Below are 24,028 nucleotides of genomic sequence, written 5' to 3' on the forward strand. Positions count from 1 at the left end.
CCCATTGCTATTTAATTTTTAATGAAGCTAAACCAACTAGAACAAATAAAATGGTTAAAATCCAGAAACGGATGGTAACTTTAGTTTCACTAAGGCCAAGTTGTTCGAAATGGTGGTGGATCGGTGCCATTTTAAAAATACGTTTTTTTCTTAATTTATATGAACCAACTTGTAAAATAACAGAAATAGTTTCAATCACAAATATAAAGCCCATAATAAATAGAATTAACTCTTGACGTAGAATAATCGCTGCTACACCTAATGCAGCGCCTAGCGCAAGGGCACCAACATCGCCCATAAATACATCAGCAGGGTGGGCATTAAACCATAAAAAACCTAGGCTTGCGCCAAAGATAGCAGATAAAAATATGGCAACTTCTTGGGTGCCTGGGATATAAACTAGGTGTAAATAATAAGCAAAAGTTGCATTGCTTGTCGCATAAGCAAAAATAGCTAAACCAGCAGCTACTAATCCAATAGGCACAATAGCAAGGCCATCAAGCCCATCAGTTAAGTTTACTGCATTAGAGCTACCGACAACAACAAAATAGCTTAATATGATAAAGCCTATAGCGCCTAAGGGAATGGCTAGTGACTTGGTATATGGAATTGCAATACTTAAATCCATATAACGATTAAAATGAAAATATAAAATAATGCCGGCAATTAAAGCAAAAATAGATTGTAATAGGTATTTCCAGCGTGATTTTAAACCCCTTGGATGCTTAAGTACCAATTTAAGAAAATCATCTAAAAAGCCAATGCCACCAAATAGTATTAACGTTATGATTAATACCCAGATATAGATATTGTCTAAATTGGCCCATAAAAGCGATGAGATAATGACAGAAAGTAAAATTAACACACCACCCATTGTTGGTGTTCCTGATTTCTTTAAGTGAGTTTGTGGGCCTTCTTCTCTGACAACTTGACCTACTTGCATTTTTCTAAGCCAGTTAATCATTGGTCGACCGAATACTAAAGATAGGATCAATGCAGTGGCGGCAGCTAGTACACAACGTAGCGTAATATAATTGAATACATAAAAGGGGCGATAAAAGTCAACGAGGAAGTTTGTAAGCCAAAGTAGCATGGACAGTCCTTGCCAAGAGTTTCATAGTTTGTATCAGTAAGGCTTATTGTAGCGAAATTTTAATCGATTTGTCATCTTAGAAATGAAATAACTTTTCGATTTTATGTCAAAATCAGGATAGAATTGATCTTTAACTATTTTGAAGCTAAAAAATGGATGAAAAAAATACGTGGACTGGATAACATCGATTATTGATTTTGTATTGCATTTAAATGTGCACTTGAAAGAATTAGTAGAACAGTTTGGCTCTTGGAGTTATGGCATATTGTTCTTAATTATATTTTTAGAAACAGGTGTGGTATTTGCACCATTTTTGCCAGGAGATTCACTATTATTTGCAGCAGGTTCAATTGCTGTATTTACGCATATTAATGTTCATCTATTGATTTTTTTGTTAATTATTGCAGCTTTTGTAGGAGATACCTGTAATTATTGGATTGGTCATTGGTTTGGTGAAAAGATTTTAGAAAAAAAATGGATTAAACGTCAGTATATTGATAAGACGCATGAATTTTTTGAAAGACATGGTGGCAAAGCCATTGTAATTGCAAGATTTGTACCTGTTATTCGTACCTTTGCACCCTTTGTTGCAGGCTTAAGTGATATGTCCTATCGTAAATTTATGATTTATAATCTTGCAGGTGCTATTTTGTGGGTTGTTTTAGTTACTTATGCCGGTTATTTTTTTGGTAATGTTCCTATTGTAAAAGAGAATTTCACAATTGTTATTTTTGTGATCATTATCTTATCTATAATGCCGGCAGTATTTGAGTTTATCAGACATAAATATTTCAAAAAATACTAATATTGCAGTTTTATTGTTGATTTTTTGATCATCTTCTGTTATCTTATCGCATTGAATGATAGGTACCTTGGGTTGCGTAATCAATGAAAAAAATAATAATAACAATGACATGTTTGATTGCTTTTTTAACTGCTAATGTTTTTGCTCAATCAAATCAATCTACTTCTGATAACCAGACTTCTATAAGCACTGATAATTCAGACCAGACAGCATCATTGCCAACAAAAGAAGAAATTAATCAGTTAGGTCAGAGTGATACGACGACAGAAGATACAAGCGATGATCAATCAACTAGTGATGAAAGTTGGTGGGAATGGATTAAGGGTAAACCACAACAAAACTCAGTTTATCTAGGTATGTTCACACTACACTTTAGTCCTGGAAGTATTAAAAATGATAACTGGAATAATCAGCTTATTGGTGGTACTTATAAGGGAATATTTTTTGGAACTTTAGTTAACTCATTTTATAATAGAGCGTATGTTGCTGGCTTTTCACGTGATTTATACGAAAGTCAAGTTAGTGAAAATGTTGATATGACAGCAGGTTACCGTTTAGGCTTAATTACTGGTTATACGATAGATATTAATGAATTTACTAGCCATTTACCAGCACTTCCATTTGCTCAAGCCTATGTTGACTTTACTTATAGAGGTATTGTAGGAATAGAGTTTTCATATGTAGGTATTGTTGTAACTACTGAGTTTTATTTAAGGTTTTAAGTTTATAAAATAACACAACAATTTGTAGACTCTTTATCATTTGAGGCTGATTTATCTAAAAGTGGTGTTTTAGGATCAGTTTTCCGTTTAGGTTTAATAGCTGAGATATCATTTAAATTATCAATTTGATCTATTTGTCCTTTTGATGTATCAGGTAATTGTCTTATTGCTTCTGGTAGACAGCCAGATTTAGCAACAATGCCATCATTAGTATAGTGCACACTGTTTATACTAATGGATACTTTTGAACTTAATTTGTATCCGTCAATAATTCCAGTTTCTAATAAGTCATCAGCCCATTTTTGAACATTTTCAGTTCTATAAGTTTCTTTTATTCGTTGCTCAGTATACTCATCATCTGTAATATCCAATATATTTAGTTGGCGTATACCTTGTGATTTTATAACTGATGCAAATGTCTTTAACTTTTCATTCGGAACATCTCCACCAAATGCGTGACCGAATAATCCAACTAATTCACCCTTACGATTTTTACCTATTGCACTAAAGCTGGAGCACATAGTGATAAACCCCCATGTCGCAACAAATTCATGCTTATATAATGTTGATAAATTAACAGTTTTGAACTCACCTTGTTTTAGTGGTATTGTCATAATGCAACCCTTCTTTTTAAAATCATTTAATTAATATTAAATAATCAGAAGTTGTATAAATATACTGAAAAATATGTGGCTTATTTAAGTTGCTATTATTGCTTTAAGAATAGAGCAAGACGTAGTTTATAGTATCACACATGAACAACATTGTTTTTTTGATGACTGTTGATTTCCATAATCATGTAAAAGTGGTGTTTTAGGGGTGGCTTGTCGTTGAGGCTTAATTGCTTTGATATTATTTAAATGATCAATTTGACTAGCATTACCTGTAATAATATCAGGTAATGCTTTGATAGCTGTAGGTACACAACCGGCTTGTGCAATAATACCAGAACTAGTATATCTAACAGCGTCGGCATGAATAGAGACTTTTGAACTTAGTTTATAGCCATCAATAATATCTGACGCCATTAAAGCATTTGCCCACTGAATAACATTTCTAGTTCTTTGAGGTTCACTAACTCTAAGCTCTGTATATTCTTCTAACGTAATATCCATAATATTTAATTGACGAATACCTTGCTCTTTTATAGTAGATGTAAATTTTTTTAATTCACTATTATCAACGCTGCCACCACCGGGATGACCAAATAATCCAATATATTCTCCATGACGATTTATTCCTATTGCGCTAAAGCTTGAACAACCCATAATAACACCTATGCTTGATTGAAACGTAGTCACCTTCACTTAAGTCTCTTGATAAGTTAACAGTTTGGTATTTATCTTGTTTAAGACGAATTGGCATAAGAACAATCCCATATTACGATATAATTAAGTTTTAATATAATAAACATATTATAACCAGACAAATTTTATGTAAATAAAAAACATTAGAATAAAGAAGTAAAATAAAAATATTATAAATATTATTAAAATTTTTATAATAATATTGCAAATTTTATAATATTATCAATAGGCAATAGTTAAGTAAAAGGTAAATATTAAAATGCAATTAAGTAAGATTTTATTTAGTCTATTTGTTTTATTAATGGTGCAATCAAGTCATGCTGCAACATGGCAAGAAAATTTAAAACTAGGAGAGACAACAACAGCAAGAAATGAGCTTAACGTTCCTTTTGTTAAGCCAACAGTTTGGCAGAGCTTCTATACAGCACCAGGTAATTGGCCAATTTTTGAAAATAGGGCATCACTTGATCGATCACCTAAAGATAAAAGCTCAAAAGTAGTTACCTTAGGTACTGGTGATCCAACACCAAATCCTTATCGTTATGGCCCAGCGAGCGTTGTTATTGTTAATGATTTTCCATACTTTATTGACTGTGGCGAAGGCTGGTGGAGAGCGTTGGCTAAGGCAGTTTTATCACAAGGAAATATTGACCTTGTCAATGTCTTTGCACTTAAAAATCTGAAATATATGTTTTTGACGCACTTACATGAAGATCATACAGTGGGTTTGCCATCTTTTATAGATAATCCTTTTAAGTTTGGTACAGGAGCAAATAAAAAAGTTTATGGGCCTAAAGGTATAGATTTGATGATTGGGCATATTAATGCAGCTTGGGCAGTAGATCGAAATGAGATGTTTCAAGGATCAGTGAGTGTTCAGCGATCTAATTTTGATGGCGCAACGGCTGTTGGTATTCCAATTGATCCAGCTGTAGGCGTTAAGGGTAGAGAAATTTTTGAAGATGATAATGTTAAAGTTTTTGCTTATCCTACTAAACATGGTAATCTTAAGCATACTTATGCTTATCGCTTTATAACAAAACCAGATAATCGAATTCTCGTTTTTGGTGGTGATGGTCATTACTCTAAAGGTTTAGTTGAAGCAGCTAAAAATGCAGATGTATTATTTATTGAAGGTATTACAAGAGAAAATATTCAATATGCAACTTGGGGGGGTGATACAGTGGAAGAAAAAGTTAAATCAATTAGCGCATATCATATGTTTCCTAGCGACTTAAAGAAAGTACAAGATGAATCAAAAGTAAAGGAAATTGTACTAATACATGTTCAAAATTATAACTCACCTGATAAGTTTGAAAGATTAGGCGTATTACATGAAATGATCGATGCAGGTGTGACTAATGTCCTACAAGCACAGGATGGAGATATGTATTAATAGTGATAAAGGATATACTATGCTTTTTTAATTTCATTTAATGCATGCTGGTAGAAAGCTCCTATTTTTTCATTATTATTAATGCCAGGGCCAAGTTGCTTTAAGAGGCCATCATTAAGTGAATATAAAACACCATGAATGGTAACGGACTGATTACGCTTCCAAGCATCTTGAATGATTGTTGTTTTCGCAATATTAATTGCTTGCTCTAAGACATTAAGTTCACACATAAGGTCATATTTAGAAATATTAGAATATTCTTGAATAATTTGATCGATTAAAGATTGGTGCTTATATTGAACATTTTGAATATGTCGTAACCAGTTTTCAACTAGACCACATGCAGCATTATCAACAGCAGCCTTAACACCACCACAGCTATAGTGACCACAGATTAAGATATGTTCAACTTTTAGTGCATCTACTGCATACTGTAAAACAGATAATAAGTTCATATCAGAGTGGACTACGATATTGGCAATATTTCTATGGACAAATATTTCACCAGGTAATAAATCCAAAACTTGATTCGCAGGTACACGACTATCTGAACAACCAATCCATAAATACTTAGGAGTTTGAACATCAGCTAATCGACTAAAAAACTCAGGGTCATTTTCAACTGTGGTTTTAGCCCAATGTTTATTTTTATCTAATAGATGTTTTAATGTTTCCATGGATATCCTTTTAAAGATTGTTTTGAATTTGTTTAACTTTAGCCATATAGCGACTTAAATCAGCTTGGGTAAAGCGTCGTTGTTGATCATTAGTTAATGTACCACCAAGTGACTCAGCTAATTGATGTGCTTCTGATAGAATATCTCTAAAAATAGCAACTGGTTGCTTTAGTCTTCTAATATCACAGTAGAGTGTTACTCCTGGTGTTTGTATTGCATTAACTTGACCAAATGTTTTAGGCTCTTCTAAGTTAATAACTGTTAAAAGTAATTCTGCATCATTGCTAAAATATTCATATGTATTATGAACACTCAAGTGGTAGTGTCTTAAGTTAAAGATTGTTTCTAAGTCTTCACCATAGAAAACATAACCTCTTGGTGCAATAATGTGAAATACCAAAAAGTTATCTTCAGAATCTTCGCTTGTTTGATTGCTTTGTATACTATGATCATGTTCAGTATCAAGATCAAATGATACTTGTTCTGGCTGAAGTTCATCGATATCAGACTGTCTAAAGCGTTTTTCTCTAGTTGCGTTTAAGGCGTTTTGCCATGGATTAGATGATGTTGATTTTATTTGAGCTTCATCATCATTGTTAACATCACTTTCAGTTTTATCCACTGCTTCTTGTTGTATTTGTGAGCGCTCACTATCTAAGTCGATAATGTTTTCTTTATCAGATGATGTATTGATATCATTATCGGTATTTACCGCGCTATATTGTGCTGTAAATGATTCCGTTGTTGTATCTTCTATTGATTCTTGAATCATTTGTTTTGAGTCATCAGTAGGCTCATAAGATTGACTTTGTTGAAACTCAGTTAGTCTTCTACGTTTAATTCGACGATAGATATCAATCATAATGAGTAAAATAAGTATAATGCCTAGAACTAGTATCGTTTGGTATTGTTCCATAATATAATCCGTTTTAAAGTTTCACCAAAGGTCATTTATTAGGGTAAGTTAATTTTAGATAAAACTGGCCTGATAAAAAAGTAAATTTAAACAATTCTTTCAGATTTCTTTAGAAATTTGCAATCATTTCAGTTAAATAAGTCGCTAACCTTTCTGAAACTGCATTTAACTGTGCTTTAAAGTCAATATCAGATGTATTATCAGCATGATCAGAAATAACTCGCGTGATCATAAAGGAAGTATTAAATTTATGACAGACTTGTGCAATGGCTGCTGATTCCATATCAAGTGCTAATGCATAAGGAAAGTTTGATTGAATATGTTGGATTGCTATATTAGAGTTGATAAAACTATCCCCTGATACAATCATGCCAAATTTAATTGGTAAGCTATGATTTAAGTTTTTAATTGTTTCAACTAATTTAGTATCCGGTTGGTAATACTCTGGCATATTGGGGATTTGGCCTTTTTTATATCCAAAGGCAGTTACATCAACATCGTGATAGCTTAGTTCGGTAGCAATAATAATATCAGAAATGTTAATATTTTTACCAATGCCACCGGCGCTACCAATATTAATTACTAAATCAGGCTTATATTGATAAAGCATAGTTGAAGTTGTAACGGCAGCATTTACCTTACCAATTCCAGATTGGCAAATAATTGTTTCATGTTGATTAATTTTCCCATGGTAATGCGGAATATCAATAAAGTTACTTTCATTTTCAGCATTTGTTAGATGACGAAACTGTTTGATTTCCTCCGTCATAGCACCGATGATTAAAATCTTCATAGCATTGCCTTTAGATTGCATTTTTTAATTGTTCAGCCTTATCAGTTATCTCCCAAGAAAACTCATCGCGCCCAAAGTGGCCGTAAGCTGCAGTTTTTTGATAGATAGGTCTAAGTAAATCAAGTGTTGTTGTTATACCATAAGGCCTTAAATCAAAATGTTCTTTGACTAAGCTCTCTATTTTGTGATCACTAATTTTACCAGTGCCAAATGTATTAATCATAATAGAAGTAGGTTCAGCAACACCAATGGCATAAGATACTTGTACTTCACATTTATCAGCAAGGCCAGCTGCAACAATATTTTTGGCAACATAACGCCCCATGTAAGCCGCTGAACGATCAACTTTAGATGGGTCTTTACCTGAAAAAGCTCCGCCACCATGATGAGCAGCACCACCATAAGTATCAACGATAATTTTTCTCCCAGTGAGCCCACAATCACCTTCAGGGCCTCCAATAACAAAGCGTCCTGTTGGGTTGACAAAATATTTAATGCCATCACTAAGCCATTCTTTAGGTAATACAGGTTTAATGATTTCTTCAATAACCCCTTCTTTAACTAGATCGTAGCTAACATCAGGTGTGTGTTGTGTTGATAAGACAACGGTATCGATACCAATAGGCTTGCCATTTACATAACGTAATGTGATTTGACTTTTTGCATCAGGTCTTAACCAGTTAATTTTACCTGATTTTCTTAAGTAAGCTTGGCGCTTCATCAATTGGTGTGCATAGTAAATTGCAGCAGGCATTAAAGCTTCAGTTTCATTGGTAGCATAGCCAAACATGATACCTTGATCACCTGCACCTTGGTTCATATCAACTTCTCTATCAACACCAATGGCAATCTCTGGTGATTGTTTGCCAATGGCATTAATAACAGCACATGAATCACCATCAAAGCCCATTTTAGGGTCGGTATAGCCAATATCGGTGACTACTTTTCTAACTAAAGACTCAATATCAACCCAAGTAGATGTACGTATTTCACCTGCAAGTAAAACCATGCCAGTTTTAACTAATGTTTCACAAGCAACGCGTGCATGTGGGTCATTGGCAATGATTGCATCAAGTACTGCGTCAGATATTTGATCAGCAATTTTATCAGGGTGTCCTTCTGAGACAGATTCAGAGGTAAATAAAATCTCTTTTGCCATGCATAGTCTCCTATTATTTTTATGTGCACAGACCTAATATTTGTATTTTTTAAAATACAGTCATTTAAAAATGTGTTTTATGATAACAAAGAGTAAGTAATCGGTCTATTAAATTTCCGTAATAGTGACAACTAGTCCACCGTTTTCGCCATTAGTAAAAGTAACTTTCATATGATGGATTTGCGCAATATGTTTGACAATGGATAAGCCAAGTCCCGTACCTTTGATGTGTTGATTATTTTCTGAAGCAACTCGGTAGAAAGGTTGTCCTAATCGCTTTAATTGATCTTTAGGGATGCCAGGACCATCGTCTGAGACAGTAATTATAATTTTTGATTCAATAGTTTGACCTAAATAGATTGCTGAGTTATTAGCATATTTTTTTGCATTATGAATAAGATTGATAATCATACGTTTAAATAGGTAGTATTCAATTGGGTAGACACATTCATCTAATTCAGTGGTAAATATAACTTGTTGTTTTGCTGTGTTTGCACCTTCTGCAAGGCGTTCTAATAAATCAACTAAGTCACAAGGTTCTTTTTCAAGAAAATTAAAACCTTTGGCATACTGTAAAGAGGTTTTAGAAATTTGTGTAATTTCTCCGGTACATTTAAGCAGGCTCTCAGCAAGACTCTGATCTTCAAGTAAGTGTAGTTTAAGCTCTAATTCAGTTAATGGTGATTTTAAGTCATGAGATAGTGCGCTTAACATGAGTGTTTTTTGATCCATAATAGATTGAACTTCACGAATTAAGTCATCCGTTGGATCTGTTGAAACTTTTTCATTAAAATCACGTTGCCTTAATCCTTTGGTCATGCGCATTTTTAAATTAAAGTTTGAAATATGAATAAAGATGGCACAGACAACTAAAAAAGCAACCAATAGCAGTATAGAGGCGATAACACTACCCCAATATGGATCAGGGGCTAAATGGAAAGAAACAAAAACAGATAACTTTTGTCTAGGGAAATTTACTTGTAAAAGATAAGGGTTTTGTAGAGGTGTTGTAATTTCAAAGTCAGCAGCTTGTGCGCCTTTAATTGGTATAATAGGGTTGTAGCGTTCAAATTGCCATGTTAGATAACTATTGAAAGTCTGTGCCATCTTGTTTGCTTTAGGTAGTATTTCTTTAATTAATTCACGGCCAAGCTCTCTAGCAGTAAGGTTTTTAGTATCAATTTGACTTAAATCTTGTTGAATGGTTGTAAGAATTTGGTTGTTATGATGAATAAAAGCATCAGCTTCCATTGCGCGGTTATTTGCTTGCATGCCAATTAATAAAATTGTTTGCAAGAAAACTAACACAAAACATATATAAGTTAAGTGGTTATAGCTAATATAAAATGGTGTTTTTGTTTTTTCCATTTTTTTCCATTAATTGATATTTTAATAGTTTCAGTGTTTTTTTTTCTTACTGTTACTATAATACTAGAAAAATAAAATGCACTATGAACAAACGGATTTTATGAAATATATTTACTTTTTAAGACTATTAGTTGTTTTTTTATTTGGCAATTTATATGCGTTGGCATTTATTATTGTAACGCTATATGGTCGCCATTTATTAATTTCACCATTTGAATTAACTATTTTTCCTTCAATGGCATTAGGTAGCTTGTTTTGTAGTTTTATTCCAGGAGAACGTTATTTAGCTCGATGGTTTAAATTTCGCTATGCATTGATTGCAACAGTAGTGATTGCAATTTCTTTGGTAGCTTTAACATTGGTTGCCCAGCGAATTGAGTTTGTGCATTATCGTAGTACATCTTTAATTGTTATTTGTGCGATGATGGGGCTTTGTCTTGGCTATTTAAAGGCAGAGTATCATGTGCGTCTATTTCAAGTGATTACTGGAAAACTATATGCCGTATTAGCAGCTGTTGCGTTTCTTTTGGGCGTCTTTACGGTTTATTGCTTTTTCTATCCGATGGATGTTGTTTTTATCTTAATTCAAGCAACGCCAAATTATTCACCACTGATAATCTCAGCAGTTGTTATTGTGCTATTATTATGGCTTTTAGGAATGGTTGATCAGTCAGTTATTTCAAATCCATCGTACTATGTGACGCATTATGTGACTGAAACAGATAATTATCACTCAGAGCAAGTGCAATTACAATTAGGCTTTCTAGCAGTTATAGCAATTCAAATTGCATTAGGTTGGGGAGCAACTTGGGCTTTTTATCTTCAAAAGGTTTATGATGCTGAATGGTTGCATCGTGTTGTTGGTAATTTCCGCTATGCAGTATTTATGATGGTGCTAGCTTTTGTAGTAATTGTAATAACTGCTTTGCTAATGTGGTTATTATCTAAGAAATTTATCTTTTATTTGGTGCAAAGCATTAGCCTAATTATTACACTTGGTATTTTAATTACGATGGTATTTACAGGTATTGAGTCAGAGTGGTTGGCAAAAATATCTGGGTTTGTACTAATTGGTATGTGCGCAATGCTACTGGTTGTGTTTCAGTATTATGTAATTTTATTTTTTAAAGGGCAGTTAATTAGAGCATTTGTGCCTATTGCTATTGGATTATCAAGCTTTTTAATGACAATTATTTGGATTGCAACACCAATATTAATTATGTATTCAAAATCAGTTTTAGGATTTTTAGTTGTGACGGCATTAGCGTTAATATTTTTATTTATTATTGCATCACTAAGCACATTTAAGCGCTTAGATCAGATGCGTCTTAGCTATCAAAGGCAAGATAATTCCTTGCCGTCATAAACATAGGTTAGATAAGAATCTAAAGTGTAACCTTGTGAACGTACAGCTTTAATTGGAGAAGCTGCATTATGGCGTTGTGTTAATTTTGTGCGTAAGCGATGAACATGAATGTTGACATCGCGAGCAACATCACCATGACTTGAAAGGTTTAAATAGCTTGCAATATCATCACGGCTAAATGTTTTTCCAGGATCAGAAAGTAATAATTTTAATAAGGCACTTTCTTTATCTGTTAAATAAGTTTCCGGATGATCTGGGTGGGTAACTAAAGACTTTTTAGGATAGTAGCTCCAACGACCAAATTGAATCTGGTTAAAGTCTTCTATATTAACATCACCAAATGAATCGATACCTGTTTGACGGCCTGATGTTTTTTCATTTTTTAATTTGGTACGAATGCGCGCTAAAAGAACATGTGGATTAAACGGTTTTTCAACGTAGTCATCAGCGCCTGCTTCAAAGCCTAGGACTGTTTCTGTTGCATCAGTAACACCAGTTAGGAAAATAATAGGAATACCTTTGCGTTTATTCTTAATGCGTTTGCAAATTTCGATACCATGCATATCAGGTAGCATCATATCTAATAAAATTAAGTCAACCTCATGTTCATCTAAGACATCCAGTGCTTCTTCGCCAGTTGCCGCTTCAAATACTTCAAATAAATAGCGTTCAAGAAAGCTACGAAGTGATTCACGTATTCCAGGCTCATCATCAACTAATAGGATTTTATATCTTTGATTCATTTTTACTGTTCCCGTAATATTTTTTTGTTGTTAAATTAATATTTTAAATTGTTTCATAATGTTGATTATAATGATGAAATAAAAATTGGTAAATATTTTGTTGAAGATTTTAGCAAAAGATTTCATATTTTTGCGAGATAAATTATAAAGAAAGTTAATTTTTTTGACAAAAAATGTTTTCATTGGCCGTGAAAATGCGTATAATTTCCGCTCCGAGTAGATATAGATTTACTTTGATAGAAAGTTTACATTAGATTTTAAAATATAAAAATAAAGTTGGAGAAACTGAAGTATGGTAGTTATTCGTTTGGCTCGTGGCGGTTCTAAAAAGCGTCCTTTTTATCGTGTAGTCGTTGCTGATAGTCGTAACCCTCGTGATGGTCGTTTTATTGAACGTGTTGGTTTTTTTAATCCGGTTGCTTCTGGTTTAGAAGAGAAAGTACGTTTAGAGTTCGATCGTATCGATTATTGGGTTTCAAAAGGTGCTAAGATGTCTGATCGAGTTGCAGGTATTGTTAAAAAAGAGCGTAAAGCAGATACAAATCCAGTTAAAGCTGATGCTTAATTTATAAAAACCCTTTTAATTTAGTAGATTCTATATTATGTCACAGCATGATGCTAAAATGGTTGTCATTGCTAAGATAGGCGCACCCTATGGTCTTGATGGGGATATGCGCCTTAATATTTTCTGTAATCCACCAGAGCATGCGATTAATAATTATCCTAAATGGTTTATTCGAAAAACACCTGATTCATTGTGGTTGGAGTTAGAAAATGAAGCGATTTATCAATTAGGCGGTAAATTCTTAATTCATTTGGCAGCTATTTCATCACCAGAAGAAGCAAAAAATTATACCAACGCTGAAATTGGTGTTCAACGTAGTGCGTTACCGCAAGCATTGGATAATGAATACTATTGGGTTGATTTAATTGGCTTGAGTGTTATTAATGAGTCACAAGAAACCTTAGGTGTTGTAATAGAACTATTTGAAACTGAGGGTGCTAATGATGTGCTTGTTATTGATGATGGTGGTGTTGAGCGTTTAATCCCTTTTGTTGACCAATATATAAAATCAGTTGACTTTGACTTAAAGCAAATTGTTGTGCATTGGCAAAAGGATTATTAAAGTGAAATTAGGTGTTATTTCTATTTTTCCGCAAATTTTTGATTCAGTTTTATCTTATGGTATTACTGCTCGTGCTGTTGAAAGAAATTTGCTAGAATGTCATTTCTTTAATCCACGTGACTTTACTGAAGATAATTATCGCACGATTGATGATCGTCCATTTGGTGGTGGGCCAGGTATGGTGATGTTATATGAACCTTTAGCAAAAGCAATTGTAGCGGCTAAAAAAGTACTAGGTGAACAAACACCTGTCGTTTATATGTCACCACAAGGTAAGCCTTTAGAGCATTCTATAGCAAGTGAGTTTGCTGCAATTTCAAGCCTTATCATTCTTTGTGGTCGCTATGAAGGTATTGATCAACGATTAATTGATGGCTATGTCGATTATGAGCTTTCAATTGGTGATTATGTCTTATCCGGTGGTGAATTAGCAGCAGCTGTATTTATAGATGCGACAGTAAGATTAATCCCAGGTGTATTAAATCATGCGCTTTCTTCTAAAGAAGACTCATTTTTTGATGGACTTTTAGATTGTCCGCATTATACTAGACCTCGGGTTTTGCCTTCAGGTACAAAAGTGCCGGATGTGTTAACTGGTGGAAATCACGCTGATATTAAACGTTGGCGAGATATGATGAAGTTAGGGCTTACTTTTGAGAAGCGCCCTGAATTAATCGAGCGCCGCTGTTTGTCGGAATACGAAAAAACATTGCTTGATGAATATAAAAGCAATATGAACAATAAATTAGATGATAAATAAGCGCTAAGAAAGAGGAAACTTAAATGAAAAATAATTTAGTTAAAATGATAGAAGACAATCAACTAAGAGATGATATTCCTGAATTTCGTGCAGGTGACTCTGTCATTGTTAATGTTTGGGTAAAAGAGGGTAATAGACGTCGTGTTCAGGCATTTGAAGGCGTTGTTATTGCGATGAAAAATCGTGGTATTAATTCATCTTTTACAGTACGTAAAATGTCAAGTGGTGAAGGTGTGGAGCGTGTATTCCAAACGCATAGCCCAATTATTGACTCAGTTAAAGTCGTTCGTCGCGGTAAAGTACGCCGTGCTAAATTATACTACTTAAGAGGTCGTACAGGTAAAGCTGCGCGTATTAAAGAAAAAGTATAATTTTTTTTATCGTCATGGGCGGTGGTAATCAATTTAATAACGATCGCTCATTAATTCAGTTATTTATTCAAGATTTACATACAATTTATGGATTGAGTGATAATACAATACAATCATATCAATCCGATTTATATCATTTTTTAGAATTTGTTAGTAAACAAAAAACTCAATTAGTTGCAGTTAAAATCAGTGATATTCATAAATATCTTGATTTTTGTTATCAGAAAAAGCTAACCAATCGCACGGTATCTCGATTTATTTCATCATTAAAAAAATTTTTTCAATGGGCTTTAGATAGGCGTTATTTAGCTGAAGATCCTGCAAGTCAGCTTGTATTGCCGAAGTTGCAAAAGTCATTGCCATCATCTATTTCAGAAGCTTGTGTTGAGCAATTACTTGATGCGCCGGATACATTAACTGAAATAGGTCTTAGAGATAAAGCAATGATTGAAGTTTTATATGCTACAGGGCTTAGAGTAAGTGAGCTTGTTGCACTAGAAGAATCGCAAGTTAGTCTATCTCAAGGTGTCATACGTATCATAGGTAAAGGTAATAAGGAAAGAATCGTGCCAATGGGGCAGTGGGCACTTGATTGGTTGGAGCGCTATATTAAGGAAGTTAGAAATGATTTCTTAGCTAAAAAGGTGCAGTCTGATTATGTTTTTTTAAGCCAGAAGGGAGGTAAAATGACGCGCCAAGCCTTCTGGTATCGTATTAAAGCTTATGTTAAAGCTATTGGTCTTCAAATAGAGATCTCACCGCATACATTGCGACATGCATTTGCAACGCATTTGTTGAATCATGGTGCTGATCTAAGGTCGGTGCAATTATTATTAGGGCATGCAAATATATCAACGACAACGATTTATACGCATGTGGCGAAAGCAAGGTTGCAAAAGCTATATCAGTTACATCATCCTCGAGCTTAATATAGTTTTTGTATTAAGATTTCAGAGATTTTGCATGATAATAACATGTCTTTGCGTTTTAGTTCGTAGCAGTGATTTTGTAGTGGTTCACTAAAACCAAAGATCAAACGACGTTCGATTTGCATAATTTGTTGATTTAAGCGTTCTTTTTGTTTATACAACCAGTTTAGTTGATCATCTTTGCTGCCCATTGACTTTTGGGATGGTTGTTCTTTTTTTGCACTTTGATATTTATCTGGTTGGCTTTTTTGATTTTTTCTTGGCGTGCAAAGACTTAATTTTTTGCGTCCATTAGGTGTAAATTTATCATTCATGGGGTTGTCATCTAGTTTGATTTTCTTTTAAATTTTTACAGTTTAAGATAGAGCATTTACAGTCATTTTACGCTATTTATCATATTTTACCACAAATTCTTGCTTTTTTTATTAGCTGGCTTTAGAATAACCAACCAGAATACTAAATTTGTACAATGTTTAACCAAAAATAAAAATGTAGAGGGATAATCAATGCCTGCAACAATGCATTACGGTGCAAAACAAGAAAATGCATCACAAGAAGCTTTGCCTATGGCAGAGTATATTAAAGAAGTTGTAACAAACTATTTTAAGAGTATGGCTGAAGAAGGCATGAGCCCAAGCCAGGTATATGAGTTAGTTATGAGTGAAGTTGAGTTGCCTTTAATTGAAGCAACAATGGAGTATACTGGTAATAATCAGAGCCGTGCTGCAAGTGTTTTAGGTCTTAACCGTGGAACATTTCGTAAAAAGCTATCGCATTATGGAATGCTCTAAATTAATACACTTTTTAAATTTTTTAGTTAACTTTTTGATTTGAAACCGCATTAATCAATGCGGTTTTTTTGTTTTAAAGGTTTTAAAATTTATTTAATTTAAATCTAATTTTGTAAACTCAAGTTTATGCGGGTTTACATCCATTTTAATCATGATAGGCTATTAGCGTAATTAAATTGCAAAAAGATGAGAGCGTTTAAGATGACAAAACTAGATAGTTTGCGAGAAATGACTAAAGTTGTTGCAGATACAGGAGATATTGAAAAAATCAAATTGCATAAACCAGAAGATGCAACAACAAATCCTTCTTTATTATTAAAAGCAGCAGCAATGTCACAATATCAAGATATTTTAAAGCATACTTTAGAAGAAACCAATCACCTAAGTGCTAATGAGCGACTAGAAGCTATTTTATATCATTTGGCCGTTAATTTTGGCGTTGAAATTTTAAAAATAGTTCCAGGTAGGGTGTCAACTGAGGTTGATGCGAGATTATCTTTTGACACAAATAAAACGGTTCAAGCAGCTAAACGCCTAATTCAATTATATGAGAGTCATGGTATATCACGTGAACGTATCTTAATTAAAATTGCAGCAACTTGGGAAGGAATACAAGCAGCAGAAATGCTTGAAAAAGAAGGTATTCATTGTAACTTAACTTTAATTTTTCATATTGCTCAAGCGGTTAAATGTGCTCAAGCAGGTGTTACATTAATTTCGCCTTTTGTCGGTAGGATTACTGACTGGTATAAACAGGCACTGAATCAAGCAGATTTTCCACCTGTTGATGAAGATGAAGGTGTCCAATCAGTGAAGGCAATTTATAATTATTTTAAAGCATTTGATTATACAACAACAGTAATGGGTGCAAGTTTTCGCCATGTTAAGCAAGTGGAAGCATTAAGTGGTTGTGATGCGCTTACGATTTCACCTGAGTTATTATCAGAGTTAGAGGCAGATAATGGTCAGCTTGAGAAGCATTTATCTAAAGATTTGATCGACCGTTCAATTGAAAAAATTGATGTCAGTGAAGCTCAATTTCGTTGGGCATTAAATGAATCTGCAATGGCAACTGAAAAGCTTGCTCAAGGGATACGAAACTTTGCAATAGATACAGTGAAATTAGAAAATTTAATTAATGAAAAAATGATTCATGGTAAAGATTATGCGTAAATCAATCGCAGTTAAGGTTGATCATATAACGATTGGTGCAAATGCACCTGTCGTTGTTCAATCGATGACAGATACACCAACAGAAGATATTGAAAAAACAATTAAACAAATTTTAGCCTTATATCACGCTGGCAGTGAAATTGTTCGTATTACTGTTAATAATGATAAAGCTGCAAAAGCTGTACCATTAATAAAAAAAGCATTATTAGATCAAGGTTGTCATGTACCATTAGTTGGTGATTTTCACTATAATGGCCATACACTACTTAAAGCTAATCCAGAGTGTGCTTCTAGTTTATCAAAATATAGAATTAATCCAGGAAATGTTGGCTTTGGTAAAAAAAGAGATAATCAGTTTGGTGAAATTATTCGTTGTGCCATTGAGCATGATAAGCCAGTAAGAATTGGTACGAACTGGGGGAGTTTAGATCAAGCATTGTTAGCTCAGCTAATGGATGAGAATGCAAAAAATGGTTTTAAGCTTACGAATCAACAAGTACTGTATGAAGCCTTAATTCGTTCAGCATTAGATAGTGCTGAATATGCTGAGTCGCTAGGCTTAAAACATGATAAAATTATCTTATCTTGTAAAGTCAGTGGTGTAGAAGATCTTATTGCAGTTTATGAAAATATTGCAACACGTTGTGACTATCCATTACATCTTGGTTTAACAGAAGCAGGGATGGGTGTTAAAGCAGTTGTTGCAACAGCAATTAGTTTGGGTGTTTTATTGCAAAAAGGCATTGGTGATACAATTAGAGCATCATTAACACCAGAGCCAGGTGGTGTCAGAACAAAAGAAGTATTAGTTTGCCAAGAAATACTTCAGACAATGGGCTTAAGAGCATTTACACCGATGGTAACATCATGTCCAGGGTGTGGTCGAACAAGTAGTAGCTTCTTTAGAGAGTTAGCAGATCAAATTCAAACTTATCTGCGCGATCAAATGCCCATTTGGAAAGCTGATTATCCAGGCGTTGAAAATATGAAAGTTGCTGTAATGGGTTGTGTTGTTAATGGCCCAGGTGAAAGTAAGCATGCCAATATTGGGATTTCTTTACCAGGAAGTGGCGAAGCGCCAGTTGCGCCTGTATTCGTAGATGGCAAAAAAGCACACACATTGCGTGGCGATGGTATAGCATCAGAATTCAAAATGATCGTCGATGATTATGTTAAGCATAATTATGGAATACCAGCTTAAATGAGACTGGGTGTTATATTAGGGATATTATCTGGCTTATTATGGGGCTTAAATGATGTGTTGACTAATTTATTTAGTTTGCATATTGATATCGGCTTATTAAAGTCAGTGGTTATTTTTTCATTGGGATTAGCATTTCTGCAAGATGCAGGCTCATCGATTGGCATTTTAAGTTATTATACAATTAAGCGAGAAGTTTTCTCTCAAATAAAGCAAATGCAACGTGCAACAATCGTCATTATTATTGCCGCACTTTGTGCAGGTCCTTTAGGCATGGTTGCAGGAATATTAGGTATTAGTTATGCAGGGCCTGTTTATGCCGGTGTCATTACTTCTTGTTATCCTATTATTGCATTAATATTATCATTTTTTTTAATACGTGAGCGAATTACCTATTTAAAAGTTATTGGCATTATTTTAAGTGTATTTGCAGTTATTATGATATCTGTAAGTGGTGCTGAGACAGATGCACATCATATTGGGCTTGGCATGACCTTTGCATCAATTGCAATGCTTGGTTGGGGGATGGAGAGTGTATTATTTGCGTGGGTGCATATGAAAACAAATTTAAAACCCATGTGGTTATTAGCTATTCGTCAATTAGCTTCAGCAGTTTCGTATCTGATTATACTTTTTATATTATTGATTTCATGGCGCTATCAGGTGCTTGATACCTTTAGAGAAATGCATTGGCCTTTATTAATTCTTTCTTGTATTGTTAGTGCATCATTTTCTTACATCTTATATTATCATACAATTAAACGTATTGGCGCAGCCTTAGGTACAACGTTTAATGCAAGTTTTGTATTTTGGGCTGCAATTTTTAGTCAAATATTGGGCTTAAGCCATTTAGGTATCAGTTTTTGGTTTTGGGCTGTGATGCTCATTATTGGTATTTATTGTGCGGTTTCTTATCAACTACCCAAAATACGGCTGAGAGGTTGAATAAATGCAGGTTGATTTTTATATCCTATCGACCAGTACAGAGAAAGAGCGATTAATATTTTGTTGTCGTTTGATAGAAAAAGTACTACAAAGTCAGAGTCGGCTTATTGTATTGTGTCATAACTATCAAATGCTTGAAGCATTAGATCAATTATTATGGTCGTTTAAAGACAGTAGCTTTATTGCACACCTACCAATTGATGAAATTACAGATAAAACAGCTAACGTACCTGTGATATTGACAACAGATGAGGTAGAAATAAATACTGACTGCCATATTATTGTTAAGCTTCAAAATAAGTCATTAAGCCAACATTGGCCCTTAAATGAAACATTTCGAGTTTTGGAAATTGTTGATCAAGATAAAACTGTGTTAGAATCATCGCGAAATAATTTTAAAGATTATAAAAAGCGTGGCTTTAAAATTGATGTACATAAACTTGATTAGTAGTAGCGATTAATAATAATGCTATAAACATGCTTTAGTCATTTTGAATAAAATTTTTAAAAGAGATTATATAAATGGATAAAAACTATCAGCCAAAAGCAATTGAAAAAAAGTGGTATGATCAATGGGAAAAAGAAGGTAATTTTCAAGCTGGAAAATCAGATGGTGTGACATACACCATTATGTTACCACCACCTAATGTAACAGGTACATTACATATGGGGCATGGTTTTCAGCAAACATTGATGGATTTATTAATACGCTATCATCGTATGATGGGTGATGATGCATTATGGCAAGTTGGTACGGATCATGCTGGTATTGCAACTCAGATGGTTGTTGAGCGTCAGTTAGCTCAAGAGGGTAAGAGTCGCCATGATTTAGGACGAGAAGCATTTATTGAGAAGATATGGCAGTGGAAAGCTCAATCAGGTAATCAAATTTCTAATCAAATGAAACGTATTGGTGCTTCAGCGGATTGGTCTCGACAGCGCTTTACCATGGATGAAGGCTTATCAGATGCAGTTAAAGAAGTATTTATTCGCTTATATGAAGAAGGGACAATCTATCGTGGTAAGCGTTTGGTTAACTGGGATCCTAAATTTTTAACAGCAATTTCTGATTTAGAAGTAATCTCTGAAGAAGAAGAAGGCTTTTTATGGCATATACGCTATCCATTGGTTAATGGTGAAGGTCATTTAACTGTTGCAACAACGCGACCTGAAACCATGTTAGGTGATATGGCGATTGCCGTACACCCAGAAGATGAGCGCTATCAACATTTAGTTGGTCAAATGGTTGAGCTTCCTTTATGTGATCGCCAAATTCCAATTATTGCGGATGACTATGTTGAAAAAGACTTTGGTACAGGCTGTGTGAAAATAACGCCAGCACATGATTTTAATGACTATGAAGTCGGTTTGCGTCACGATTTAAAATTATTTAATATTTTAACAAAAGACGCTAAAATTAATGAAAACGCACCGAAGGTATACCAAGGTCTTGGGCGTTTTGAAGCAAGAAAACGCATCGTTGAAGATTTAGAGGCAATCGATTTATTAGATCAAGTTAAAACACATGTATTAAAAGTACCAAGAGGTGATCGAAGTGGTGAAGTAATTGAGCCATTTTTAACTGATCAGTGGTTTATGAAAATGAATGAATTGGCTAAACCTGCAATCGATGTGGTTAAAAGTGGAAAAGTTAAATTTGTACCACAAAATTGGCAGAACACTTATTTTGAATGGATGAATAACATCCAAGATTGGTGTATATCACGTCAGCTATGGTGGGGGCATCAAATTCCAGCATGGTATGATAGCCAAGGTAACGTTTATGTCGCATCCAATGAAGAAGAGGTGCGTAAAAAATATGCAATTTCACCAGAAGAAATATTAACACAAGATAATGATGTTTTAGATACTTGGTTTTCTTCAGCCCTTTGGCCTTTTTCAACGCTTGGTTGGCCAAACAAAACAGAAGACTTAAAGAAGTACTACCCTACAAATGTATTAGTTAGTGGTTTTGATATTATTTTCTTTTGGATTGCCAGGATGGTTATGATGGGCTTGAAATTTATGGATGATGTACCATTTGATACGGTATATATTACAGGCCTTATTCGTGATAGCGAAGGAAAAAAAATGTCAAAATCAAAAGGTAATGTGTTAGATCCAGTAGATTTGATTGATGGTATTGATTTAGATCAATTGGTTGAAAAACGTACCTTTGGTATGATGCAGCCGCAATTAAAAGCAAAAGTAGAAAAAGCAACAAGACGAGAATTTCCTGAAGGTATTGATGCCTATGGTACAGATGCATTACGTTTTACATTTACAGCATTAGCATCAACTTCTCGAGATATTAATTTTAATGTCAACCGAATGGAAGGTTATCGTAATTTCTGTAACAAGCTTTGGAATGCCGCTCGTTTTGTTATGATGAATGTTGAGTCAAAAACCATTGCTAAGAAAAATACAGCAATGAAGCTGGGTATTTGTGAGCGATGGATTTGGCACAAGTTTAATGAAGTAGTAGCAGAAGCACATCGACATATTGCTCAGTACCGATTTGATCTATTAGCACAAGTTTTATATGAGTTTATTTGGAATCAATATTGTGATTGGTATGTTGAGTTAGCTAAAACAAGTTTAAATTCAGGTAATGTGGCGGAAAAAGATAGAGAATCTATACGATATACCTTGGTTTATATTTTAGAGCAATCACTTCGCTTATTGCACCCTGTGATTCCTTTTATTACGGAAGAAATTTGGCAGCAGTTTAAGCCGTTAACAGAGATAGCATCTGGTAATTTGACTCAACAGAAATACCCATGCTATCAAAATGAGTTAGTTGATGAGGATGCAGATAAAGTCATTCATTGGCTAAAACGTGTTGTTACTGAAATTCGAACCATACGTGCACAAATGAATGTTAAACCATCAAAATCGATTTCATTAGTATTTAAAGGTGCTTCTGAAATGGATAAAGCTTATGCTGAGATTAATGAATATTTAATTAAGTCATTAGCTAAAATTGACAATATTCACTTTGCTGAGACTGATGAAGAAATTGAGGCTTCTGCTTCAGGGTTAGTTGGTAAGCTCGAGTTACATATCCCATTAGCGGGCTTAATTGATGTAAAGGCTGAAACGGATCGTTTGATGAATGAACGAGATAAAGTATTAAAAGAATTAGCAAGACTTAACGGTAAGTTATCCAATGAAAAGTTTATCGCTAATGCGCCTGAAATTGTCGTTGAAAAAGAAAAAGAAAAATTAAAATTAGCACAAATAAAACAAGAAAATATTGATCAACAGTTAGAAAAATTAACCTCTCTAGCTTGATTGAAATAGGGGAGATGATACATGTTAAAATCAGGTGAGTTTGATACTCGAGTCGATCTATCATGGCCTAAATCGAGAAAAGTTCATCCAGATGAAAGTGAAAAAGAACTTTATCGTAATAAGATTAAACAACTACTTAAAGAGAAAAATGCGGTTTTAATTGCGCATTACTATGTTGATGGTGAAATTCAAAGATTAGCTGAAGAAACAGGTGGTCTTGTTGGTGATTCATTTGAAATGGCAAAATATGGTGCTAATCATAAGGCGGATATTTTAGTTGTTGCTGGTGTGCGCTTTATGGGTGAAAGTGCTAAGATTTTAGCACCTGAAAAAAAAGTTATTATGCCGTCATTAGACAGTGAATGTAGTCTGGATATTTCTTGTCGTCCAGATGAGTTTCAAGCTTTTATTGATCAGCATCCAGATCGGACGGTTGTCGTTTATGCAAATACATCTGCAGCCGTTAAGGCAAGTGCTGATTGGGTGGTTACATCAAGTATTGCACTAGATGTAATTGATTACCTTGACAGTGAAGGTAATAAAATTCTATGGGGGCCTGATAAGTATTTAGGTAAGTATATTGCTAATCAAACAGGTGCTGATATGGTACTTTGGAATGGTGCTTGTATTGTGCATGATGAGTTTAGAGCAAATGCTTTAGCTGATCTTAAAAAAGCACATCCTGATGCAGCAGTATTAGTTCATCCTGAATCTCCTGAAACTGTTGTAGCATTAGCTGATGTAGTTGGTTCAACGTCTCAGTTATTAAATGCCTCTAAAACTTTGGATAATCCTGAGTTTATTGTTGCAACAGATCGTGGAATTTTCTATAAAATGATACAAGCAAATCCACATAAACGATTTATTGAATCTCCAACTGCAGGCCATGGAGCAACTTGTAAAAGTTGTGCTCGATGCCCATGGATGGCACTAAATGGATTATTAAATCTAGCTTGCGCGTTAGAAAATGAAACAAATGAAATTGACGTTCCTGAAGAAATCCGCAAAAAAGCCTTAATATCTTTAGGGCGAATGGTGAATTTTAAGAAATAATATTAAATAGTTTCCTACTTTAAGTTTTATCTTAAGGGG

The 24,028-nt window shown here is 34.1% G+C and carries 26 protein-coding genes; 16 read left to right on the forward strand and 10 right to left on the reverse strand.

All coding sequences use genetic code 11. The features are described 5' to 3' along the window. Positions 1-7 precede the first annotated feature (7 nt). Positions 8-1,093 carry a phospho-N-acetylmuramoyl-pentapeptide-transferase gene (gene mraY / locus KFE69_04840; GenBank protein ID UTW43424.1) on the reverse strand — a complete coding sequence of 362 codons (1,086 nt, stop codon included), beginning with the start codon at positions 1,091-1,093 and terminating at the stop codon, positions 8-10. A 169-nt stretch (positions 1,094-1,262) separates the two neighbouring features. Between mraY and KFE69_04845 the strand changes: the two genes are divergently transcribed. Together KFE69_04845 and KFE69_04850 are read left to right on the forward strand one after the other, a co-directional pair. Beyond that, complete coding sequence (locus tag KFE69_04845; protein ID UTW43425.1) at positions 1,263-1,898, forward strand: DedA family protein; 636 nt, start codon at positions 1,263-1,265, stop codon at positions 1,896-1,898. A gap of 83 nt (positions 1,899-1,981) precedes the next feature. Continuing rightward, positions 1,982-2,620, forward strand: coding sequence for a hypothetical protein (locus KFE69_04850; GenBank protein ID UTW43426.1), 639 nt, complete (start codon positions 1,982-1,984; stop codon positions 2,618-2,620). Positions 2,621-2,622: 2 nt separating this feature from the next. Here KFE69_04850 and KFE69_04855 read toward each other — a convergent pair whose 3' ends face one another. Together KFE69_04855 and KFE69_04860 are read right to left on the reverse strand one after the other, a co-directional pair. Beyond that, positions 2,623-3,234 (reverse strand): hypothetical protein, encoded by a 612-nt coding sequence (locus KFE69_04855; protein ID UTW43427.1) that lies wholly within the window; start codon positions 3,232-3,234, stop codon positions 2,623-2,625. Between the two features lie 126 nt (positions 3,235-3,360). Then, positions 3,361-3,927: a hypothetical protein gene (locus KFE69_04860; protein ID UTW43428.1), complete on the reverse strand. Its 567-nt coding sequence runs from the start codon at positions 3,925-3,927 to the stop codon at positions 3,361-3,363. A gap of 259 nt (positions 3,928-4,186) precedes the next feature. On the opposite strand from KFE69_04860, the gene KFE69_04865 reads away from it, so the two are divergent. Further along, positions 4,187-5,323 (forward strand): MBL fold metallo-hydrolase, encoded by a 1,137-nt coding sequence (locus KFE69_04865; protein ID UTW43429.1) that lies wholly within the window; start codon positions 4,187-4,189, stop codon positions 5,321-5,323. Positions 5,324-5,340: 17 nt separating this feature from the next. On the opposite strand, the gene can is transcribed toward KFE69_04865, so the two are convergent. The 5 genes from can to KFE69_04890 form a co-directional block, all read right to left on the reverse strand. Then, the gene (gene can, locus KFE69_04870) at positions 5,341-6,000 is read right to left on the reverse strand and encodes a carbonate dehydratase (protein UTW43430.1); all 660 of its coding nucleotides are present in this window, start codon (positions 5,998-6,000) and stop codon (positions 5,341-5,343) included. A gap of 10 nt (positions 6,001-6,010) precedes the next feature. Then, a complete protein-coding gene (locus tag KFE69_04875) occupies positions 6,011-6,916 on the reverse strand; it encodes a hypothetical protein (GenBank protein ID UTW43431.1) in 906 nt (301 codons plus the stop codon). A gap of 109 nt (positions 6,917-7,025) precedes the next feature. Further along, on the reverse strand, positions 7,026-7,709 hold the full coding sequence (locus tag KFE69_04880; protein ID UTW43432.1) for a 5'-methylthioadenosine/adenosylhomocysteine nucleosidase: 684 nt from the start codon (positions 7,707-7,709) through the stop codon (positions 7,026-7,028). A gap of 10 nt (positions 7,710-7,719) precedes the next feature. Then, on the reverse strand, positions 7,720-8,868 hold the full coding sequence (metK, locus tag KFE69_04885; protein UTW43433.1) for a methionine adenosyltransferase: 1,149 nt from the start codon (positions 8,866-8,868) through the stop codon (positions 7,720-7,722). Between the two features lie 108 nt (positions 8,869-8,976). Continuing rightward, entirely contained in the window at positions 8,977-10,236 is a 1,260-nt protein-coding gene (locus KFE69_04890; GenBank protein UTW43434.1) for a HAMP domain-containing histidine kinase, read from the reverse strand. 76 nt (positions 10,237-10,312) lie between these two features. On the opposite strand from KFE69_04890, the gene KFE69_04895 reads away from it, so the two are divergent. Next, entirely contained in the window at positions 10,313-11,602 is a 1,290-nt protein-coding gene (locus KFE69_04895; GenBank protein ID UTW43435.1) for a hypothetical protein, read from the forward strand. Here the strand turns inward: KFE69_04895 and KFE69_04900 are convergent. After that, complete coding sequence (locus tag KFE69_04900; GenBank protein UTW43436.1) at positions 11,572-12,345, reverse strand: response regulator transcription factor; 774 nt, start codon at positions 12,343-12,345, stop codon at positions 11,572-11,574. The genes KFE69_04895 and KFE69_04900 overlap by 31 nt on opposite strands. A gap of 292 nt (positions 12,346-12,637) precedes the next feature. Here KFE69_04900 and rpsP point away from each other — a divergent pair, with 292 nt between their 5' ends. From rpsP to xerD, 5 genes are read left to right on the forward strand one after another with little or no spacing between them, the layout of a single operon-like run. Next, positions 12,638-12,910 carry a 30S ribosomal protein S16 gene (rpsP, locus tag KFE69_04905; protein ID UTW43437.1) on the forward strand — a complete coding sequence of 91 codons (273 nt, stop codon included), beginning with the start codon at positions 12,638-12,640 and terminating at the stop codon, positions 12,908-12,910. 37 nt (positions 12,911-12,947) lie between these two features. Further along, positions 12,948-13,472, forward strand: coding sequence for a 16S rRNA processing protein RimM (rimM, locus tag KFE69_04910; GenBank protein ID UTW43438.1), 525 nt, complete (start codon positions 12,948-12,950; stop codon positions 13,470-13,472). Further along, a complete protein-coding gene (gene trmD / locus KFE69_04915; protein ID UTW44012.1) occupies positions 13,465-14,232 on the forward strand; it encodes a tRNA (guanosine(37)-N1)-methyltransferase TrmD in 768 nt (255 codons plus the stop codon). The genes rimM and trmD overlap by 8 nt, the downstream gene beginning before the upstream one ends. A gap of 23 nt (positions 14,233-14,255) precedes the next feature. Continuing rightward, the gene (gene rplS / locus KFE69_04920; GenBank protein UTW43439.1) at positions 14,256-14,603 is read left to right on the forward strand and encodes a 50S ribosomal protein L19; all 348 of its coding nucleotides are present in this window, start codon (positions 14,256-14,258) and stop codon (positions 14,601-14,603) included. A gap of 14 nt (positions 14,604-14,617) precedes the next feature. Then, positions 14,618-15,532, forward strand: coding sequence for a site-specific tyrosine recombinase XerD (gene xerD / locus KFE69_04925; GenBank protein UTW43440.1), 915 nt, complete (start codon positions 14,618-14,620; stop codon positions 15,530-15,532). Here xerD and KFE69_04930 read toward each other — a convergent pair. After that, a complete protein-coding gene (locus KFE69_04930) occupies positions 15,529-15,846 on the reverse strand; it encodes a hypothetical protein (protein UTW43441.1) in 318 nt (105 codons plus the stop codon). The two genes, xerD and KFE69_04930, sit on opposite strands and share 4 nt — an antisense overlap. Before the next feature lie 192 nt (positions 15,847-16,038). Between KFE69_04930 and KFE69_04935 the strand changes: the two genes are divergently transcribed. The 7 genes from KFE69_04935 to nadA all read left to right on the forward strand — a co-directional run bounded on the left by KFE69_04935 (position 16,039) and on the right by nadA (position 23,989). Continuing rightward, positions 16,039-16,323 carry a Fis family transcriptional regulator gene (locus tag KFE69_04935; protein ID UTW43442.1) on the forward strand — a complete coding sequence of 95 codons (285 nt, stop codon included), beginning with the start codon at positions 16,039-16,041 and terminating at the stop codon, positions 16,321-16,323. Between the two features lie 201 nt (positions 16,324-16,524). Continuing rightward, positions 16,525-17,496, forward strand: coding sequence for a transaldolase (tal, locus tag KFE69_04940; GenBank protein ID UTW43443.1), 972 nt, complete (start codon positions 16,525-16,527; stop codon positions 17,494-17,496). Further along, positions 17,489-18,697, forward strand: a complete 1,209-nt coding sequence (gene ispG, locus KFE69_04945) for a flavodoxin-dependent (E)-4-hydroxy-3-methylbut-2-enyl-diphosphate synthase (protein ID UTW43444.1) — start codon at positions 17,489-17,491, stop codon at positions 18,695-18,697. The genes tal and ispG overlap by 8 nt, the downstream gene beginning before the upstream one ends. Then, positions 18,698-19,642, forward strand: coding sequence for a DMT family transporter (locus tag KFE69_04950; protein ID UTW43445.1), 945 nt, complete (start codon positions 18,698-18,700; stop codon positions 19,640-19,642). A gap of 4 nt (positions 19,643-19,646) precedes the next feature. Continuing rightward, the gene (locus KFE69_04955) at positions 19,647-20,090 is read left to right on the forward strand and encodes a DNA polymerase III subunit chi (protein ID UTW43446.1); all 444 of its coding nucleotides are present in this window, start codon (positions 19,647-19,649) and stop codon (positions 20,088-20,090) included. A 74-nt stretch (positions 20,091-20,164) separates the two neighbouring features. After that, positions 20,165-22,936, forward strand: coding sequence for a valine--tRNA ligase (locus tag KFE69_04960; protein UTW43447.1), 2,772 nt, complete (start codon positions 20,165-20,167; stop codon positions 22,934-22,936). 21 nt (positions 22,937-22,957) lie between these two features. Continuing rightward, the gene (gene nadA, locus KFE69_04965; GenBank protein ID UTW43448.1) at positions 22,958-23,989 is read left to right on the forward strand and encodes a quinolinate synthase NadA; all 1,032 of its coding nucleotides are present in this window, start codon (positions 22,958-22,960) and stop codon (positions 23,987-23,989) included. Positions 23,990-24,028: the final 39 nt, after the last annotated feature.

This window comes from bacterium SCSIO 12844 (assembly GCA_024397935.1).
Lineage (GTDB): Bacteria > Pseudomonadota > Gammaproteobacteria > Francisellales > Francisellaceae > M0027.

Excerpts from the sequence above, each read along its gene's own strand:
- KFE69_04890 (UTW43434.1), bottom strand. The coding sequence starts at position 10,236 with ATGGAAAAAACAAAAACACCATTTTATATTAGCTATAACCACTTAACT.
- tal (UTW43443.1), top strand. The coding sequence starts at position 16,525 with ATGACAAAACTAGATAGTTTGCGAGAAATGACTAAAGTTGTTGCAGAT.
- rpsP (UTW43437.1), top strand. The coding sequence starts at position 12,638 with ATGGTAGTTATTCGTTTGGCTCGTGGCGGTTCTAAAAAGCGTCCTTTT.
- KFE69_04955 (UTW43446.1), top strand. The coding sequence starts at position 19,647 with ATGCAGGTTGATTTTTATATCCTATCGACCAGTACAGAGAAAGAGCGA.
- KFE69_04875 (UTW43431.1), bottom strand. The coding sequence starts at position 6,916 with ATGGAACAATACCAAACGATACTAGTTCTAGGCATTATACTTATTTTA.
- KFE69_04960 (UTW43447.1), top strand. The coding sequence starts at position 20,165 with ATGGATAAAAACTATCAGCCAAAAGCAATTGAAAAAAAGTGGTATGAT.
- xerD (UTW43440.1), top strand. The coding sequence starts at position 14,618 with ATGGGCGGTGGTAATCAATTTAATAACGATCGCTCATTAATTCAGTTA.
- KFE69_04950 (UTW43445.1), top strand. The coding sequence starts at position 18,698 with ATGAGACTGGGTGTTATATTAGGGATATTATCTGGCTTATTATGGGGC.
- metK (UTW43433.1), bottom strand. The coding sequence starts at position 8,868 with ATGGCAAAAGAGATTTTATTTACCTCTGAATCTGTCTCAGAAGGACAC.
- KFE69_04935 (UTW43442.1), top strand. The coding sequence starts at position 16,039 with ATGCCTGCAACAATGCATTACGGTGCAAAACAAGAAAATGCATCACAA.
- rimM (UTW43438.1), top strand. The coding sequence starts at position 12,948 with ATGTCACAGCATGATGCTAAAATGGTTGTCATTGCTAAGATAGGCGCA.
- KFE69_04850 (UTW43426.1), top strand. The coding sequence starts at position 1,982 with ATGAAAAAAATAATAATAACAATGACATGTTTGATTGCTTTTTTAACT.
- KFE69_04900 (UTW43436.1), bottom strand. The coding sequence starts at position 12,345 with ATGAATCAAAGATATAAAATCCTATTAGTTGATGATGAGCCTGGAATA.
- nadA (UTW43448.1), top strand. The coding sequence starts at position 22,958 with ATGTTAAAATCAGGTGAGTTTGATACTCGAGTCGATCTATCATGGCCT.
- rplS (UTW43439.1), top strand. The coding sequence starts at position 14,256 with ATGAAAAATAATTTAGTTAAAATGATAGAAGACAATCAACTAAGAGAT.
- KFE69_04855 (UTW43427.1), bottom strand. The coding sequence starts at position 3,234 with ATGACAATACCACTAAAACAAGGTGAGTTCAAAACTGTTAATTTATCA.
- KFE69_04865 (UTW43429.1), top strand. The coding sequence starts at position 4,187 with ATGCAATTAAGTAAGATTTTATTTAGTCTATTTGTTTTATTAATGGTG.
- mraY (UTW43424.1), bottom strand. The coding sequence starts at position 1,093 with ATGCTACTTTGGCTTACAAACTTCCTCGTTGACTTTTATCGCCCCTTT.
- can (UTW43430.1), bottom strand. The coding sequence starts at position 6,000 with ATGGAAACATTAAAACATCTATTAGATAAAAATAAACATTGGGCTAAA.
- ispG (UTW43444.1), top strand. The coding sequence starts at position 17,489 with ATGCGTAAATCAATCGCAGTTAAGGTTGATCATATAACGATTGGTGCA.
- KFE69_04880 (UTW43432.1), bottom strand. The coding sequence starts at position 7,709 with ATGAAGATTTTAATCATCGGTGCTATGACGGAGGAAATCAAACAGTTT.
- KFE69_04930 (UTW43441.1), bottom strand. The coding sequence starts at position 15,846 with ATGAATGATAAATTTACACCTAATGGACGCAAAAAATTAAGTCTTTGC.
- KFE69_04895 (UTW43435.1), top strand. The coding sequence starts at position 10,313 with ATGCACTATGAACAAACGGATTTTATGAAATATATTTACTTTTTAAGA.